14 protein-coding genes are annotated in these 15,293 nt (G+C 38.9%); 6 read left to right on the forward strand and 8 right to left on the reverse strand.

The features are described from left to right. The first annotated feature begins 50 nt into the window (after window positions 1–50). Together BLV99_RS10585 and BLV99_RS10590 are read left to right on the forward strand one after the other, a co-directional pair. On the forward strand, window positions 51–1,772 hold the full coding sequence (locus BLV99_RS10585; protein ID WP_092690387.1) for a long-chain-fatty-acid--CoA ligase: 1,722 nt from the start codon (window positions 51–53) through the stop codon (window positions 1,770–1,772). Window positions 1,773–1,916: 144 nt separating this feature from the next. Beyond that, window positions 1,917–2,435, forward strand: a complete 519-nt coding sequence (locus tag BLV99_RS10590) for a type 1 glutamine amidotransferase domain-containing protein (protein WP_092690389.1) — start codon at window positions 1,917–1,919, stop codon at window positions 2,433–2,435. 45 nt (window positions 2,436–2,480) lie between these two features. On the opposite strand, the gene BLV99_RS10595 is transcribed toward BLV99_RS10590, so the two are convergent. Together BLV99_RS10595 and BLV99_RS10600 are read right to left on the reverse strand one after the other, a co-directional pair. Continuing rightward, complete coding sequence (locus BLV99_RS10595) at window positions 2,481–3,623, reverse strand: acyl-CoA dehydrogenase family protein (RefSeq protein ID WP_092690392.1); 1,143 nt, start codon at window positions 3,621–3,623, stop codon at window positions 2,481–2,483. Between the two features lie 149 nt (window positions 3,624–3,772). Then, complete coding sequence (locus tag BLV99_RS10600) at window positions 3,773–5,116, reverse strand: dicarboxylate/amino acid:cation symporter (RefSeq protein ID WP_086184723.1); 1,344 nt, start codon at window positions 5,114–5,116, stop codon at window positions 3,773–3,775. A 433-nt stretch (window positions 5,117–5,549) separates the two neighbouring features. Here BLV99_RS10600 and BLV99_RS10605 point away from each other — a divergent pair, with 433 nt between their 5' ends. Then, a complete protein-coding gene (locus BLV99_RS10605) occupies window positions 5,550–6,551 on the forward strand; it encodes a glycosyl transferase family protein (protein WP_092690395.1) in 1,002 nt (333 codons plus the stop codon). 253 nt (window positions 6,552–6,804) lie between these two features. Here BLV99_RS10605 and BLV99_RS10610 read toward each other — a convergent pair whose 3' ends face one another. After that, a complete protein-coding gene (locus BLV99_RS10610) occupies window positions 6,805–7,071 on the reverse strand; it encodes a YeaC family protein (protein WP_086184724.1) in 267 nt (88 codons plus the stop codon). Window positions 7,072–7,074: 3 nt separating this feature from the next. Beyond that, entirely contained in the window at window positions 7,075–7,983 is a 909-nt protein-coding gene (locus BLV99_RS10615; protein WP_086165756.1) for an NAD(+) kinase, read from the reverse strand. Between the two features lie 446 nt (window positions 7,984–8,429). Between BLV99_RS10615 and mrcB the strand changes: the two genes are divergently transcribed. Both mrcB and BLV99_RS10625 read left to right on the forward strand, forming a co-directional pair. Further along, on the forward strand, window positions 8,430–10,826 hold the full coding sequence (gene mrcB, locus BLV99_RS10620) for a penicillin-binding protein 1B (RefSeq protein WP_092690398.1): 2,397 nt from the start codon (window positions 8,430–8,432) through the stop codon (window positions 10,824–10,826). A gap of 15 nt (window positions 10,827–10,841) precedes the next feature. Continuing rightward, a complete protein-coding gene (locus BLV99_RS10625; RefSeq protein WP_092690402.1) occupies window positions 10,842–11,408 on the forward strand; it encodes a hypothetical protein in 567 nt (188 codons plus the stop codon). A 58-nt stretch (window positions 11,409–11,466) separates the two neighbouring features. On the opposite strand, the gene BLV99_RS10630 is transcribed toward BLV99_RS10625, so the two are convergent. Then, window positions 11,467–12,366 carry an NUDIX domain-containing protein gene (locus BLV99_RS10630; RefSeq protein ID WP_092690404.1) on the reverse strand — a complete coding sequence of 300 codons (900 nt, stop codon included), beginning with the start codon at window positions 12,364–12,366 and terminating at the stop codon, window positions 11,467–11,469. Window positions 12,367–12,506: 140 nt separating this feature from the next. On the opposite strand from BLV99_RS10630, the gene hemP reads away from it, so the two are divergent. Then, window positions 12,507–12,677 (forward strand): hemin uptake protein HemP, encoded by a 171-nt coding sequence (gene hemP, locus BLV99_RS10635; RefSeq protein WP_086165760.1) that lies wholly within the window; start codon window positions 12,507–12,509, stop codon window positions 12,675–12,677. Window positions 12,678–12,745: 68 nt separating this feature from the next. Here hemP and BLV99_RS10640 read toward each other — a convergent pair whose 3' ends face one another. The 3 genes from BLV99_RS10640 to BLV99_RS10650 all read right to left on the reverse strand — a co-directional run bounded on the left by BLV99_RS10640 (window position 12,746) and on the right by BLV99_RS10650 (window position 15,261). Beyond that, window positions 12,746–14,086, reverse strand: coding sequence for a sensor histidine kinase (locus tag BLV99_RS10640; RefSeq protein ID WP_092690407.1), 1,341 nt, complete (start codon window positions 14,084–14,086; stop codon window positions 12,746–12,748). Between the two features lies 1 nt (window position 14,087). Then, on the reverse strand, window positions 14,088–14,747 hold the full coding sequence (locus BLV99_RS10645) for a response regulator transcription factor (RefSeq protein WP_092690410.1): 660 nt from the start codon (window positions 14,745–14,747) through the stop codon (window positions 14,088–14,090). Between the two features lie 151 nt (window positions 14,748–14,898). Continuing rightward, entirely contained in the window at window positions 14,899–15,261 is a 363-nt protein-coding gene (locus BLV99_RS10650; protein ID WP_092690413.1) for a NirD/YgiW/YdeI family stress tolerance protein, read from the reverse strand. Between the last annotated feature and the right edge of the window lie 32 nt (window positions 15,262–15,293).

Raw genomic sequence — 15,293 nt, forward strand, 5'->3', positions numbered from 1 at the left:
CTGACATAAAAACCAAAACAAAGCTAAAACATCTATCTTAAGGATCATCAATGAGTCATTACGCACAGCGCCCATGGGAAAAGAATTTACCCATTTCATTACATGGTTATCAACTTAAGCCTGATCAAATTAAATCAAACTTAGCAGAATTACTAACCCACACTACGGCTCAATTTTCACAATCGCCCGCATTTAGTGTGGTACTACCTACAGGCTTAAGTAAAAGCTTAAGCTTTCAAGAAATTGATGATCTATCAACCACATTTGCCAATTATTTACAGCATCATCTGAAACTTAAGAAAGGCGATGTGGTTGGCTTACAAATGCCAAATTCTTTGCACTATCCAATTGCTGTATTTGCTTGTTGGAAAGTTGGATTAATCATCACCAACATTAATCCACTGTATACAGCGCGCGAACTTGAATACCAATTAATTGACAGTGCTGCAAAAGCATTGATTGTTTCAGATCTATTTTTAGCAACTTTCGAACGCGTGATTCAAAACAACGCTCAACTTCAATCACTGGCACTGGTAACTGCCAGTTTAAGTGAGTTTTTTGATCAGCCTTATCAGGGCATGATTGCACAAAAAATGCAGGCAGATGCCGAAGCGCAAGGTCGCTCACTCAAACCAAGCATCGACTATGCAACCTTCGCAGATGCTTTAGAAATTGGTAAAATTTTAGAATTATATATTCCTATTCAACATGAGATTGCCCTATATCAATATACAGGTGGAACAACGGGTCGTAGTAAAGGTGCCGTAATCAGTCATCAAAATGTGGCATCTTTGGTCAAAATAACCAGCGATTATTTGCATGCCCATGAATCTGAATTTAACAATCAGGACTGTATTTTAACAGCGATTCCGCTGTACCATATTTTTGCCTTTAGCGTAAATTTCCTCATGTTCTTTGAAGCTGGTTCTCATAATCTGCTGATTCCTTCTCCACGACCAATTAGCAATTTAAAACCTGCTTTTGAAAACTTCAAAGTCACTTGGTTAACTGGGGTCGATACGCTATATGCGGGCTTATTGGCTGAAAGTTGGTTTACTGCAAACCCACCGAAACTGACCTGTAGCATTTCTGGCGGTACTGCATTACGTCCTGCAACAGCAGAAAACTGGCAAGCTAAAATCGGCACAATTATTGAAGGTTTTGGCATGACAGAAACCAGTTGTGCTGCGCTACTCCATCCACCCATCCGTAAAATTCGTCAGGGTTCTGTTGGTTTTCCATTGCCAGGCTCCGACATTAAAATTGTCAATGAACAAGGTCACGAAGTTCCATTCGGTGAAGCGGGTGAACTCTGTGTAAAAGGGCCACAAATTGTATTGGGTTATTTAAACCGCCCCACTGAAACGGCTGAAACATTTATTGATGGTTGGTTGCATACAGGTGATATTGCCAAAGTAGATGAAGATGGCTTTTGTTATATTTTAGATCGTAAAAAAGATATGGTCATTGTTTCAGGTTTTAATGTTTATCCCAATGAAATTGAAGCAATTCTAGCCGAGCATCCAGATATCATTGAAGCTGCTGTTATTGGTATACCCGATGATCAAACCGGAGAATCGGTTAAAGCATTTATTGCCTCGAGTAATGCCAATCTTTCTGTCAATGAAATCCTCAAACATTGCAAAGACAACCTAACTGCCTACAAAGTCCCAAAATTGATTGAAATATTGAATGAGTTACCAAAGTCAACCGTCGGAAAAATTTTACGTGCCGAACTTCGTCAAATGGAAAGTCAAAAATATATTGATTAATTTCAGCTTATTACAGCATTAAAATTCAGCCCTAAAGCTTAGTCTTTGGGGCTTTCTCTTTTACAAGAGTTATTTACCAAAATCCATCACAAAAATTTAATGATTCCTCTATATTCTTTTAATAAAGCAATTCGGAGAATAATAATGTCAAAAAGAATCGCCGTTTTAGTGACCCATGATTTTGAAGATATTGCATACTCGGAACCCGTACAGGCCTTTCGAGCTGCACGTCATAGCATTTTAAATATTGAAAACAGAGCAGGTAATATTGTTTATGGTCAAAAACGCAAATCTGCGGTCACTATCGATCAAAGTATAGACAGTGTTTCTGTGCATGATTTTGATGCCTTACTTATTCCCGGAGGACATTCTCCCAACCGATTGTGTCTTGATCATCGGTTTGTCGATTTTGTCCGTAATTTTGCCCATGCACAAAAACCCATTATGAGTATTTGTCACGGCCCTCAACTGCTTATTGCTGCAAAGGTGGTTAAAGGTCGGTTAATGACCACCATTAAAACCGTCGCCACAGATCTAATTAATGCAGGTGCTGTGTATTACGATGTCGGTGTGGTGAATGACAATAATCTGTATATTTCTTCTCGCTCTCCTGACGACTTAGCAGCCTTTATTAAAGAAAGTTTAATGGTGTTGAGTCAATAAAAAGAGCCTTTCGGCTCTTTTTATTTAGACCTAAACAACCAGTCATTAACGCCCTAAAATACTACGCGCTACAATTTCTTTCATAATTTCATTAGTACCACCGTAAATGCGTTGAATACGTGCATCCACAAAGAAACGTGAAATTGGATATTCAGTCATATAACCATAACCACCAAAAAGCTGTAACAAGTTATCGGCAATTTTCATTTGCATATCGGTACTAAAACTTTTCAATGCTGCGGCAGTTTCAACATCTAGTTTACCTTGCATATACAGTTCGACATTTTGATTATAAAAAGCGGCTGTGGCTTGTTCATCTATTTTTGCCTGAGCCAAAACAAATCGTGTATTTTGAAATTGACTAATCGGCTGCCCAAATGCTTGACGTTCTTTTACGTAAGCAATCGTGACATCAATCGAACCACGAATAGCACCAATAGCAGTGGAGGCAATAGCCGTACGTTCACGTGGTAATTCTTGCATCAAATAAGCAAAACCTTGCCCTACTTGACCCAATAGTTGATCTTTGGGCACTTGAATATTATCGAAGAACAGTTCTGAAGTATCTTGTGAATGTAGACCTATTTTATTCAGGTTGGTGCCCTTTTTAAAACCTTCTAAATGAGTATCCAGCAACATCAAAGAGACACCTTTTGCTCGTGCTTGCGGATCGGTTTTCACCGCCAACACCACCAAGTCGGCATGCTGACCATTTGAAATAAAGGTTTTTGAACCATTTAAAAGATAGTGATCACCCTGCAAAATTGCATTGGTTCGCATGGCTTGTAAGTCTGAACCTGCACCCGGTTCAGTCATGCCAATTGCACCGACGACTTCACCAGCAACCATTTTTGGCAACCAATATTGTTTCTGTTGTTCTGTGCCAATATGCAAAATATACGGTGCTGCAATTTCAGAATGACATGAAATACCTGTTGATAAGGCACTAAATCCTGCACGGGCTGACTCTTCAACCAACATCAGTGAATAATTGATCGGAACGCCATAGCCACCGTATTCTTCAGGCACATCGACACATAAGAAACCATTTGCCCCCAACAGGTTCCAAATCGAACGCGGCATAATGCCTTCATGTTCCCATTGCTCATAATGAGGTGCAATATGCTCATTCATAAAGCGTTTAAAATTATCACGAAACAGTTCTAGATCAGCATCATAAGCCAGCATATATCATCCTTATTTTCAGTTTTAGTTTTTAGCTTCTTGCCATGCTAGTGATTTTATCGTCCGCTGTCATGTCCTATTCCTGTCATTTTTATGACTTTTATAGTCAATAAAAAAGGAAGCCGAAGCTTCCTTTTTTCATTCATGCTTAATTATGCATGGGTTTTATTTTCTTCTGACATTAAGCGATCCACTTCTTCTGGATTGGCCAAAGCATAATCTAGTTGCTCTTTATCCAATTGTCCGACCCATTTTGCCACAACAATCGTTGCCAATGAGTTACCCACAAGATTGGTTAATGCACGTGCTTCTGACATGAAACGGTCAATACCCAAAATCAATGCCAAGCCTGCTACTGGAATATGCCCTACCGCAGATAACGTTGCCGCCATGACAATAAAACCTGAACCTGTTACACCCGCAGCACCTTTAGAGGAAATCAACAACACTACTAACAGGGTAATTTGATGCTCAATATCCAAAGGTGTGTTGGTCGCTTGTGCAATAAAAATAGCCGCCATCGTCAAATAAATAGACGTACCATCTAGGTTAAATGAATAACCTGTAGGAATAACTAAACCAACAACTGATTTTTCACAACCCGCGATTTCAAGCTTCTTCAACATCCGCGGAAGCACTGATTCCGAAGATGACGTTCCCAATACAATAAGGAGTTCTTCACGAATCATCCGAATCATTTTCAAAATATTAAAACCACAAAAACGAGAGATTGAGCCTAATACAATGAAAATAAACAGTAAACACGTAATGTAGAAGCAGATGATCAATTGCGCTAATTGTGCAAGACTGCCAATACCATATTTACCAATGGTAAATGCCATTGCACCAAATGCACCGATTGGAGCCAACTTCATAATCATATTTACGATATTGAAGAAGACATGAGAAATTTGATCGATAAATTTTAGTACAGGTTTACCCGCATCACCCAACTTATGCAACGCAAAGCCGAACAGAAGAGCGAACAATAAGACTTGAAGAATTTCACCTTCAGCAAATGCACCTACAACAGTATTCGGAATGATATTCATAAAGAAATCAATCGTCGATTGTGATTGACCTGATTCTACATATTTAGAAATACCCGATATATCCAAAGATGCAGGATCAATATTCATGCCTACACCCGGTTTTGCAATATTAATTACAAGCAAACCAACAAGTAAGGCAATCGTGGATACGATTTCAAAATAAAGTAAAGCAATACCGCCTGTCTTACCCACAGACTTCATGCTTTCCATGCCAGCAATACCACTGACCACAGTACAGAAAATTACAGGTGCAATAATCATTTTGATTAGGCGAATAAATCCATCACCCAACGGTTTTAATTGCTCGCCTAAACCAGGCACATGTTTTTCAACACCATTGACTAGTTGTGTACCACTTGGGAAAAAGTGACCTATTAACACGCCCGCAATAATGGCAATAATCACTTGAAAATAAAGTGATTTATATAAAGGTTTTTTAGCCATAATCATAACTTCTTCATGTATTTCCGCACGCAGAAATATCCATTTTCTCTTGCCTATTCTTACGAATATACAACCCTAAACCTTTTTACAAGATGCAAAAAGACAATGAGTTCTTGTGAAAAACCCGACTTAAGATGAAAACAAAAAAAGATTCACAAATGAAATAGTCAATTTCGCAAATAATATTTGAGAGAATATCTATTAAATGCAAAAAATTAGACTAAGGAGATCATGAAAATTTAAATAAATTCTATAAGAAGAAAGTGTACTTGATTTTAGATCAAGAAATTGTTAACACGCGTCCTTTTCGATTGTTTTTCACACAAAATCCATTCAGACATTAGTCTAATATGGATATTATCTTTTTCTTCATTTTATTTTTATGTCATAGTGTGGACATTCATTTTCATACGAAATACTGTGGTACGCACGCATGAACAATAAAAGAAACCTCTACAAAGATTTTGAACATCCCTTTGCACAATTTGTTCGTATTGTAGGTAAAGGGAAAAATGGTGCGCGCTCGCTCAGTTTTGATGAAGCTTACCAAGCGTTTAGTATGATCTTGAAAGGTGACGTTTTAGATGTTCAGCTTGGTGCTTTCTTAATGCTGCTACGTGTTAAAGAAGAATCTGTAGATGAGCTGACTGGCTTTGTACAAGCAACGCGTGATCAACTTCATTTTCAACATTTAGATGTTGATTTAGATTGGTCATCTTATGCAGGCAAGCGAAAACACTATCCTTGGTTTTTATTGGCAGCCCTCACCCTTGCTCAAAATGGCTATAAGGTGGTGATGCATGGTGCATCAGGACATACAATTAACCGTATATATACAGAACAAGTATTGGAATACCTCGGTTATACTATTTGCCAAAATGAAATAGATGTGAAACAACAATTACAACAACACAATTTTGCCTATATTCCTCTAGAAGTAATTTCCCCAATACTGAGTGATTTAATTGCACTGCGTAATGTAATGGGCTTACGCTCCCCCATTCATACTCTAGCTCGCCTAATTAATCCATTTAATGCAAAAGCAACCATGCAAGCGATTTTTCATCCTGCTTATCGTGGTTCACACCAGCAAACGGCTTTTAAATTAGGCTATAAAAATAGTGCTGTCATTAAAGGTGAAGGGGGCGAATTTGAACGCAATCCTGATGCTAAAACTTTAATTTGTGGCATTAAAAATGGTGAGCTGTATGAACACGAATTACCAAAATTGACCGAAAACCGTAGTCCGATTGAAGAAGAACTGGATTTAGCCGTATTTAAAGCGGTTTGGGAAGGCAAGCAACATCATGAATATGGTGAAATTGCCGTCACTGAAACCATGGGTATTGCGTTATATACCATGGGAGTTTGTGATTCTTATGATGAAGCAATGCTAAAAGCCAAAGAGCTTTGGCAAAGCCGAAAAGTTATTTAATAGGCTAAAAGATCAGGCTCTGCGGAGTCTTACCGTTTATTCGCAAATATCTGGAGCTCGTTGTGTTACTTTTAAAAAAAGTAACCAAAACTTTTTCCATTCGCAAAACTCGGCAAATACCACAAAGTGTCATCTCTCTCGCAAAAACAGGACGATATTAATATCGTCCTGCCTCGAACAGTTGCGAATGGCTTTTACGTGTAGCCATAATCACAACTTCAATTTAAAGTTAAGCGACTAAAACCATTCATCATTAAACAAAACGAATCGGTTGAAATTCAGGCTCAGGAACATGTGAATCACATTCTTCCCCTTCCTCTTTATGGCCTTTATCAATATAGCCACTACGTTCCTTTTCAGGTAAATTTTGAGCTTCCCACGCAATGACAGCTTGCATACAAATTTGACGCTGTTCTGCGGTTAAAACAAGGCCATTTGGCCATTTTCCAATTTCTACTGCTGTTTTTAAACGCGAAACAATTTCAGGATCGAGTACGGCAAGCATTTGTTCAATATTCATCATTTAATCCTGCTGTTGTAAAGAGTCAAAATCTTGATTCCAACCAAGTTTGGTACGACATGCCATATAGAAGTCATAACCCGGTGGATGAAGTAAATTCAATTTAAATGGATGTTTACGGATATGTAAACTATCACCCACACTCAGTGAAACGCTATGTTGACCATCGGCACTGACCATAGGTAACACACGGTTTTCGCGAATCATAATCTTAATTTCACTATGCCCACCAACGACAATAGGACGTGAAGATAATGTATGCGGATGCATAGGCACTAAAGAGATGGCATCCATACTTGGATGAACAATCGGTCCACCACCTGATAAAGCATACGCTGTAGAACCCGTTGGGGTAGACACAATTAAACCATCACTATGCTGGCGATAGACATACTGACCATCAATATTCAATTCAAAGTCAATCATATGAACCGAGCGACCTGAATGCAAGACCACATCATTCAAAGCAATCGCATCATAAATATTTTCGCCTTTAGAACGAATTTCCATTTCCAATAGAAAACGACGGTCTAGCTGAAATTCACCTTTGAGTACTTGATCCAGTTTAAAAATCACCTCGGTCGGCTTAATATCGGTTAAGAAGCCCAAACGACCACGGTTGATGCCAATGACTGGCGTATTGTGTTTTACCAAAGCACGTGCAGCATGTAACAAAGAACCATCACCACCGACTACAATCACCAAATCAACCACTTCACCCAGCAAACTACGGCTTACTGTTTGCGTATTACGACTATCAGGAACCAATGCTGCTGTTTCTGAATCAAAAACAGGATGAAGCCCTAAACGTAAAAGATGGTTATGAATGAGACTTAAAGTTTCAACCACGGAGGATTTATCTGGACGTCCGATCAATCCAATGTTACGAAAATTTTTATGTGAAATTTGCACCTAAGTCATCGCTCCGCTACGATTCATGCATATCATAGCATTAACCCTATTCATTTTAAAAAACTTTAAAAGTTGATCATACAAGCTATATCGATTTACCAATCTAAAATAAACCATTTTCTCAAGCCACACCTACACTTAAAGCTCACCTTATATAAACTATAACGGTATTCGGTTTTCATGATAAAGATCACATTTTTTAATCCACACTTCAGCCATGCCATAATCCGTAATACCTCACTTTGGGTAATACTGATTAAAACCCATCCAATACATCTAAAAACAGACTCAACTGTAAAATAACATCTTTTATAAAATCAACAACTCATTACCTCTAGACTGACTTTTTTAGCGTTATATTTTGTCGTCGTTCACAGATTAATTATTGCAAAAAAATGAAAAGCTTCGCATCATTAGCATAATTTATTTGGATCTTATACTCATTGATGAAGTCTGAACGCGGTATCGGTTTACTGGCCCTTATTTTCTCAATATTAGTCATTGGTGTTTTCTTAGTTTTTAGCATCTACTTAATACGAATGGACAATATTGTACGAGATAAATTTGAAGGACAACGCTGGGATATTCCTGCAAAAGTTTTTGCGCGTCCTTTAGAGGTTTATACCAATGCGCCCGTCAATCAAACAGATTTCACCCAAGAATTAAAATTATTGGGTTATAAAAATTCAGAGAGTTATACCAAATCGGGTAGTTATGTTACGTCAGGTGATGAACTCTATGTGCATACCCGAGGTTTTGACTTTGGTGACAGTGTTGAACCAGAACAGGTTCTAAAAGTCACTTTTGCCGATAATCAAATTGGTGAGGTCAGTGCAACCAAACCTTCTTCTACTGGAATTGCGCGTTTAGAGCCGTTATTGATTGGGGGAATTTATCCTCAACATAATGAAGACCGTGTCCTGATTAAACTTAAAAATGTACCTAAACCATTAATTGAAGCCCTGATTGCCACTGAAGATCGTAACTTCTATCATCATCACGGTATTTCAGTTCGTGGTACGGCACGTGCTTTAGTCAGTAATGTGACTGGAGGTAAACGTCAAGGTGGTTCGACGCTGACTCAGCAGTTGGTTAAAAACTTTTATTTAAGCCCCGAAAAAACCTTAAAACGTAAAGTCAATGAAGCCTTAATGGCATTGTTAATTGAACTACATTACGATAAAGACGAAATTTTAGAAGCCTATTTAAATGAAGTAAATCTGGGGCAAAATGGTAATTATTCGATTAATGGTTACGGTCTTGCTTCACAATTTTACTTTGGTTTACCTTTAAGCGAATTAAATATTGCCCAACAAGCCTATTTAGTTGGTTTAGTTCAAGGCCCGACGTTATTTAACCCATGGAAAAACCCTGAAGGTGCAAAAAAACGTCGTGATATTGTGCTCAATAATATGTTGGTCATGGGTTATCTGACTCAAAAACAGTTTGAGCAAGAAACTGCACGACCATTAAACGTGATTGCAAAACCAACATTAGGCCCTGCACGTTTCCCAGACTTCCTCGATATTGTACGTCGTCAATTACGTACTGAATATCAAGAAGGTGATTTAACCAATCAGGGTTTGAAAATTTTCACTACACTTGATCCTATTGCGCAAACTCAAGTGCAAGAAGCCTTTAAAGCATCTGTTTCACGCTTAGCCAATGCAAATCCTAAACGCCTAAAAGACTTGCAAGGTGCTGTTTTAATCTCTCATCCTGAAAATGGTGAATTGGTTGCAGCTGTGGGTTCAACCCAAGACTTTACTGGTTTTAACCGTGCCTTAGATGCCAAGCGCCAAGTCGGTTCGTTACTTAAACCCGTCATTTATTTAAGTGCTATTGAATCTGGACGTTACAATTGGGCAAGTCCAATTGAAGACAGCTCGATCAACATTTTAAGTGAAGGAAAAACGTGGACACCTAAAAATTATAGTGGTGGTGGACATGGTGTGGTTCCTATGGCAGAAGCTTTGGCAAATTCATACAACCTTGCAGCGGTGCGTTTAGGACAAGAATTTGGACTTTCAACATTTAGCAATCATCTGAAAAAATTTGGTGTGACATCAGACATTCCAAATTATCCGTCTATTTTTCTGGGTGCTGTTGATATGTCACCTATGGAAGTGATGAGTGTTTATAGCAACTTTGCAACGGGTGGCTTCAAATATCCAATCAAATCCATTCGCTCAGTGGTCGATTCGAATGGTCGTTTGTTAGAACGTTACGGTCTTACAGTTCAAAATACCATCGACCCTTCTGCTGCATATATTTTAAATTACGGTTTACAACAAGTCATGAGCGCGGGTACTGGACGTTCGGCATATAGCGCTCTTCCGACAGACTTGAAACTGGCAGGAAAATCTGGAACCACGAATGATACACGCGACTCATGGTTCGCAGGTTATTCTGGCAACTATTTAAGTGTGGTTTGGCTGGGTTTAGACGACAACAAAGTGACAGGATTAACGGGTTCTTCTGGTGCACTTCCAGTTTGGACCAATGTTATGAAGCAATTGCGCCAAAAACCAGTGAATTTACGCCAAACAGAAAATGTGCAATGGCAATGGATTGATCGTGCGACTGGACACTTATCTGCGCAAGGCTGTGAAGGTGCAATGTATATTCCACTGCTACGTAATAATGTGCCTCGTGAGGCAACAGGTTGTGGTTTACCGCATTATCAAGTAGAGCCTGTTTACACTCCCGATACTGAAAACAATCAAGCCCCCGCAGATCAAAACGATAGTATTGAAAACTATATTCGTGAAAGCGAAACTGAAATGCAGCGCGATCTGCCAAGTAATGAGAAAGTCATTTCAAGTGGTGGCTATGATAATTAGTGGTGAAAATTAAGCATGAATGTACGATTCAGCAAATATAAACAGATAGCAATCGGTTTAGGTTTAATAGGGTTGGTTGGCTGTCAAAGCCTACCAACACCTCAGCAACCAGAAGTAGAAAAAAAACCGTCTACTGAAAAAAAGACCATTAAAAAATCGGATGGTGTTGTTATTACGCCTTATGATCGTGAAGAAATTCAACGTAAAAAAATGCAAGTGGTGATTCCAGAACAAAGAAGCAAACAGCAATTTGAAGATGGTCGTCAACTACCCGCATTCAAAAAACTTATGCAAAAAACTCAGCAAGCCTATACACAAGGAAAATGGAATGAAGCAGAAGCTGCTGCACTTCAAGCACAGCGTTTAGCACCACAATCTGCCGAGACTTTTTTGTATTTGGCCTTGGTTGCGCAGAAAAAAAATAAGCCTGCAAATGCTGAGGCTCTCGCACAACGAGGGCTAAGTTACGCACAAAGCAATGCCATGAAGAAACAACTTTGGCAGGTGATTTTAAAAGCTGCACAACAGCAAAAAGATCAAAAAATGATTCAACAAGCGCAAAAGGCACTGAAAAGCTTATAAAATCTAGGATGTATTGAAATCTAAATATTATTGCTCAATACATCCTATTCAACCATTTTTATAAGAATCGAATACCTGCAATACCATATGCACCCCGTTCTTGCGCCAAACCAAGATCACTCGCTTGCATACCACCGAGTGCAAAAACAGGAATATCAACTTGCGATGCTAAAGCCTTAAACTGCTGCCACCCAAGTGCAGGCGTTTCTGGATGTGTTGCTGTCGCAAGTACTGGACTCAATACAATTGCATCACAACCAATGCGCTGTGCCTGTTGCATTGCTGCCAAATCATGACAAGCCGCAATATGACGTTTTCCAATGCTTAAATCACCTTGCTTTAGAGACATCAGTTGCGATTGTTTTAAATGAATTGCAGAAATCGCTTGTTGTTGGATGGTATTCAATTTCGTGTAAATATCAACATTAAGAATGAGCTGAGACAGTTGTTCAACACGCAACGCTGAAAGTTCAACGATCTGCGCCTGAGTTCCCTCAACACGCCAATACATAAGTTGATCTTGATGTAATTGTGTCAAGACATCTAATTGATCTGAAATTTTAATTTGATGTGCCCAACAAAGCCGCTGGATCATGGCTTGATTGGCTTTCGGAAAATTCAAACTCAATAATTCATCACGGCTATACCACGCCCAAGGCTGTTGAATTTCATTCAATAATGCGGTGGGTACAATGGCATGAAATAAATGCAAGTTGACGATCACATCATCATATTCATGATGAATCACATCAAAAGTATGCCAATCTTGCAAACCAACACCGACTTCTTCATAAATTTCACGGCGGCAGGCAGCTAAAGGTGTTTCCCCCTCTTCTACTTTTCCCCCTGGAAATTCATGCTTATTGCCCTGATGCTGCTTTGCTTCACGCCACCCAACCAATACTTTGCCCTGATGCAATAAAATAGCAATTGCAACATGAATCGTGGGTTTGGACATTGCGTACTCCTTTGCGTGAAAATATAACGGAGTGTAAGCAAATTTAAGTTTTTTATAAATTGTTAAATAATTGATTGACAGGCCTATTCGATAATGATTATCATTTAAATCGTTCCCCCATATACCACGGAGTCGAAGGAATGAACGCACCATTTAGCCTATTTACACGTAATAATGACGCAGCTCACTCACTACCTATGTTGTACTCGAACAACTTATTTTCCTTAGGCAGAGAAATCCGAATTATGCATGCTGGAGAAGAATATCGCTTGCGCCTCACGCGCAATAATCGACTCATTTTAACCAAATAAAAATAATCATAATTTAAAACAATAAACGTGGAAACAAGCAGTATGTGCACAAACATACTGCTTTTTAGTTATTTATTAGGCAACGGCAATTGCAGCGTGACCTGTAATCCACCATAGCCAGATTTAGAAAAATGAATTTCACCTGCATGTAATTGCATTATTTTTTGACAAATCGAAAGTCCTAGTCCAGAGCCTTGTGTTTTTGTTCCTAAGGCACGATAAAAACGCTCACCTAAACGCTGTAAAACCTCTTCAGTGAGTGCTTGCCCATCATCGGCAATGGTTATGACCACATTTTGCTGCCTTTGTTGTACATCAATAAATACATGTCCGCCTTGCCCAGCATAGCGAATTGCATTATCAACAAGGTTTCGCATACAGGTAAAAATTAATTTTTCATTGGCAAGGATAGAAAGATCATCCGCGATCTGTGTTGTAATCTGAATATTTTTCTCTAGTGCAAAGGGTTGCAAAGCTTGAATAACATCGGAAACAATAGCCTGTAAATTAACGTCTATTTTAGGTAATTGGTTGGTATTGGTTGGATCAAGACGCGCCAGTAAAAGTAAATTTTCTAAAACTTGCGTACCCCGGCTGACATCATTTTGAATACTCGCCAAGTCCTGATTTAAGTCTGGATATTTACGTTTAAGCACCTGTAAGCGCATCTGAATAGCCGATAAAGGCGAACGCAGTTCATGCGAAGCATCCGCAGTAAAGCGCTGTTCTGCAAGCAAGGATTGTTTAAGCCGCTGCAACAACTGATTCAACTGCAATACCATCGGCTGTAATTCTTTTAACTCAGGCACTTGCTGCTGAATGGGTGCTAAATCATCGGCATTTTTTTCAGCAATGTTTTTAGACAATTGCTGAATGACTTTAAATTGACGTTTCACCGCAAAATGTAAAATCAACCACTGTATGAACCAAAGCAAAATTAAAATCAGGCTGTAACCCATGACATTTTGAGCCAGCTCTTTAAAGCGTTCCCCTACAGGTTGTAGCATAGTCACAGACATCTTCAATTCAGCATCTTCAGCGCTATACATGCGCCATAATTGCTGATCTTGCCAAATATAACGATAACCATTTGATGTCTGCATTTGCAGTTTTGAATTTTGCTGTTCTAGCGGGAATTCTTTTGATTCGGTGAGAATCTGTTGCTGATCTTTTAATTGGTATTGAATATCAAACTCATCGCTCAGCTCATCCACCTGTTGTCCTGAATGTGTGGTTATATCCGAAATCAAGAGCATATCGGCAATTTCATCCATGATTTGATCTTGCACTTGCATGGTCTGATACAGTGAAATCAGCACAAACAGCAACAATGCCAACAGCCCTGTCAGAATTGAACTGAATAATGAGGTTTTAATCAGTTTGGTTTGTAAAGAGACAGTTTTGCGCATATTAATCGTGACTCATGCGATAGCCTAAACCACGAATGGTTTTAATATATTGGCTGCCTATTTTTTTACGCAATTGATAAATAAAGACTTCAATCGCATTGCTCTCTATTTCATCGCCCCACGCATATAAAGATTCTTCTAATTGTTCACGTGTGACCACATGATCTGGTTTTTGCATCAACTTATGCAAAATTTGAAACTCTTTTGCAGTGAGGTTAATGGGTTCACCATCTTGCTTTAGGGTTTTTGCTTGTGGGTCTAATTGTAAATTGGCAAAATGAAGATATTGCCCCACTTGAGCTTGATGTTGTCGCAATTGCGAACGTACACGGGCTGAAAGTTCTTCCAAACTAAAAGGTTTGACCAAATAATCATTTGCACCCAAATCTAAACCTTCAACACGATCATGAATACTGTCCTGCGCTGTAATAAAAATTACGGGCGTGGGTTGTTGCTGTGCGCGTATAGTTTTAAGAATGTCATCGCCATTGATTTTAGGAAGTCCACGATCCAGTAACACACAATCATACTGATGCTGTTCAAGGGCTAAAATGGCATGATCACCACGCTCAACCCAATCAATATTATAACCATCCATTTCTAGCCATGTTTTTATGCTTTCTGCTTGGGAGGCATCATCTTCTGCCAGTAAGATTCGCATGTGTTGTTCTCATATTTAGACATGATTTACTTTTAAGATAACATGCTTTAAAAGGCATTAAATTGAAAAAACCACATGAATAACGCATGTGGTTTTGAGATAGATATCTGCTTAAGTCACTGATATCTATTATTTCAGCTGCGTGAACAACTTAAAACTTAACGGCTTCCACATCAATTTCAACACGTTTTGCAGGTTTGTAATCAATATCAACTTCACCAATCAAGGTGACAGGTGTTTTTGCAGAGATTGGTTTACCTTGCCATAACTCATCATCAATATCGACGGTAATCGTGCCCGTATTATCGCGGAATTGATATTTCTCATCCCCTAAAGCTTTAACCACATAACCTTTGAGCTGTACTTTCGTGTCGTCTTTTAAAGTCAATGCCTGTTTAACTGTCGTGGTCACTTGCGGTGCAATTGCAGTTTGATTGACTGCGGTATTTGCCATAGCAAATGTTGTTGCACCCACCAAACCTGCAATTAAAGCTGCTTTTGAAATCATATTCATGCTTAAAACCCTCATCTTTTTGTTCACCTTTT

Origin of the sequence: Acinetobacter kyonggiensis (genome assembly GCF_900107285.1) — a bacterium.
Classification (GTDB): domain Bacteria; phylum Pseudomonadota; class Gammaproteobacteria; order Pseudomonadales; family Moraxellaceae; genus Acinetobacter; species Acinetobacter kyonggiensis.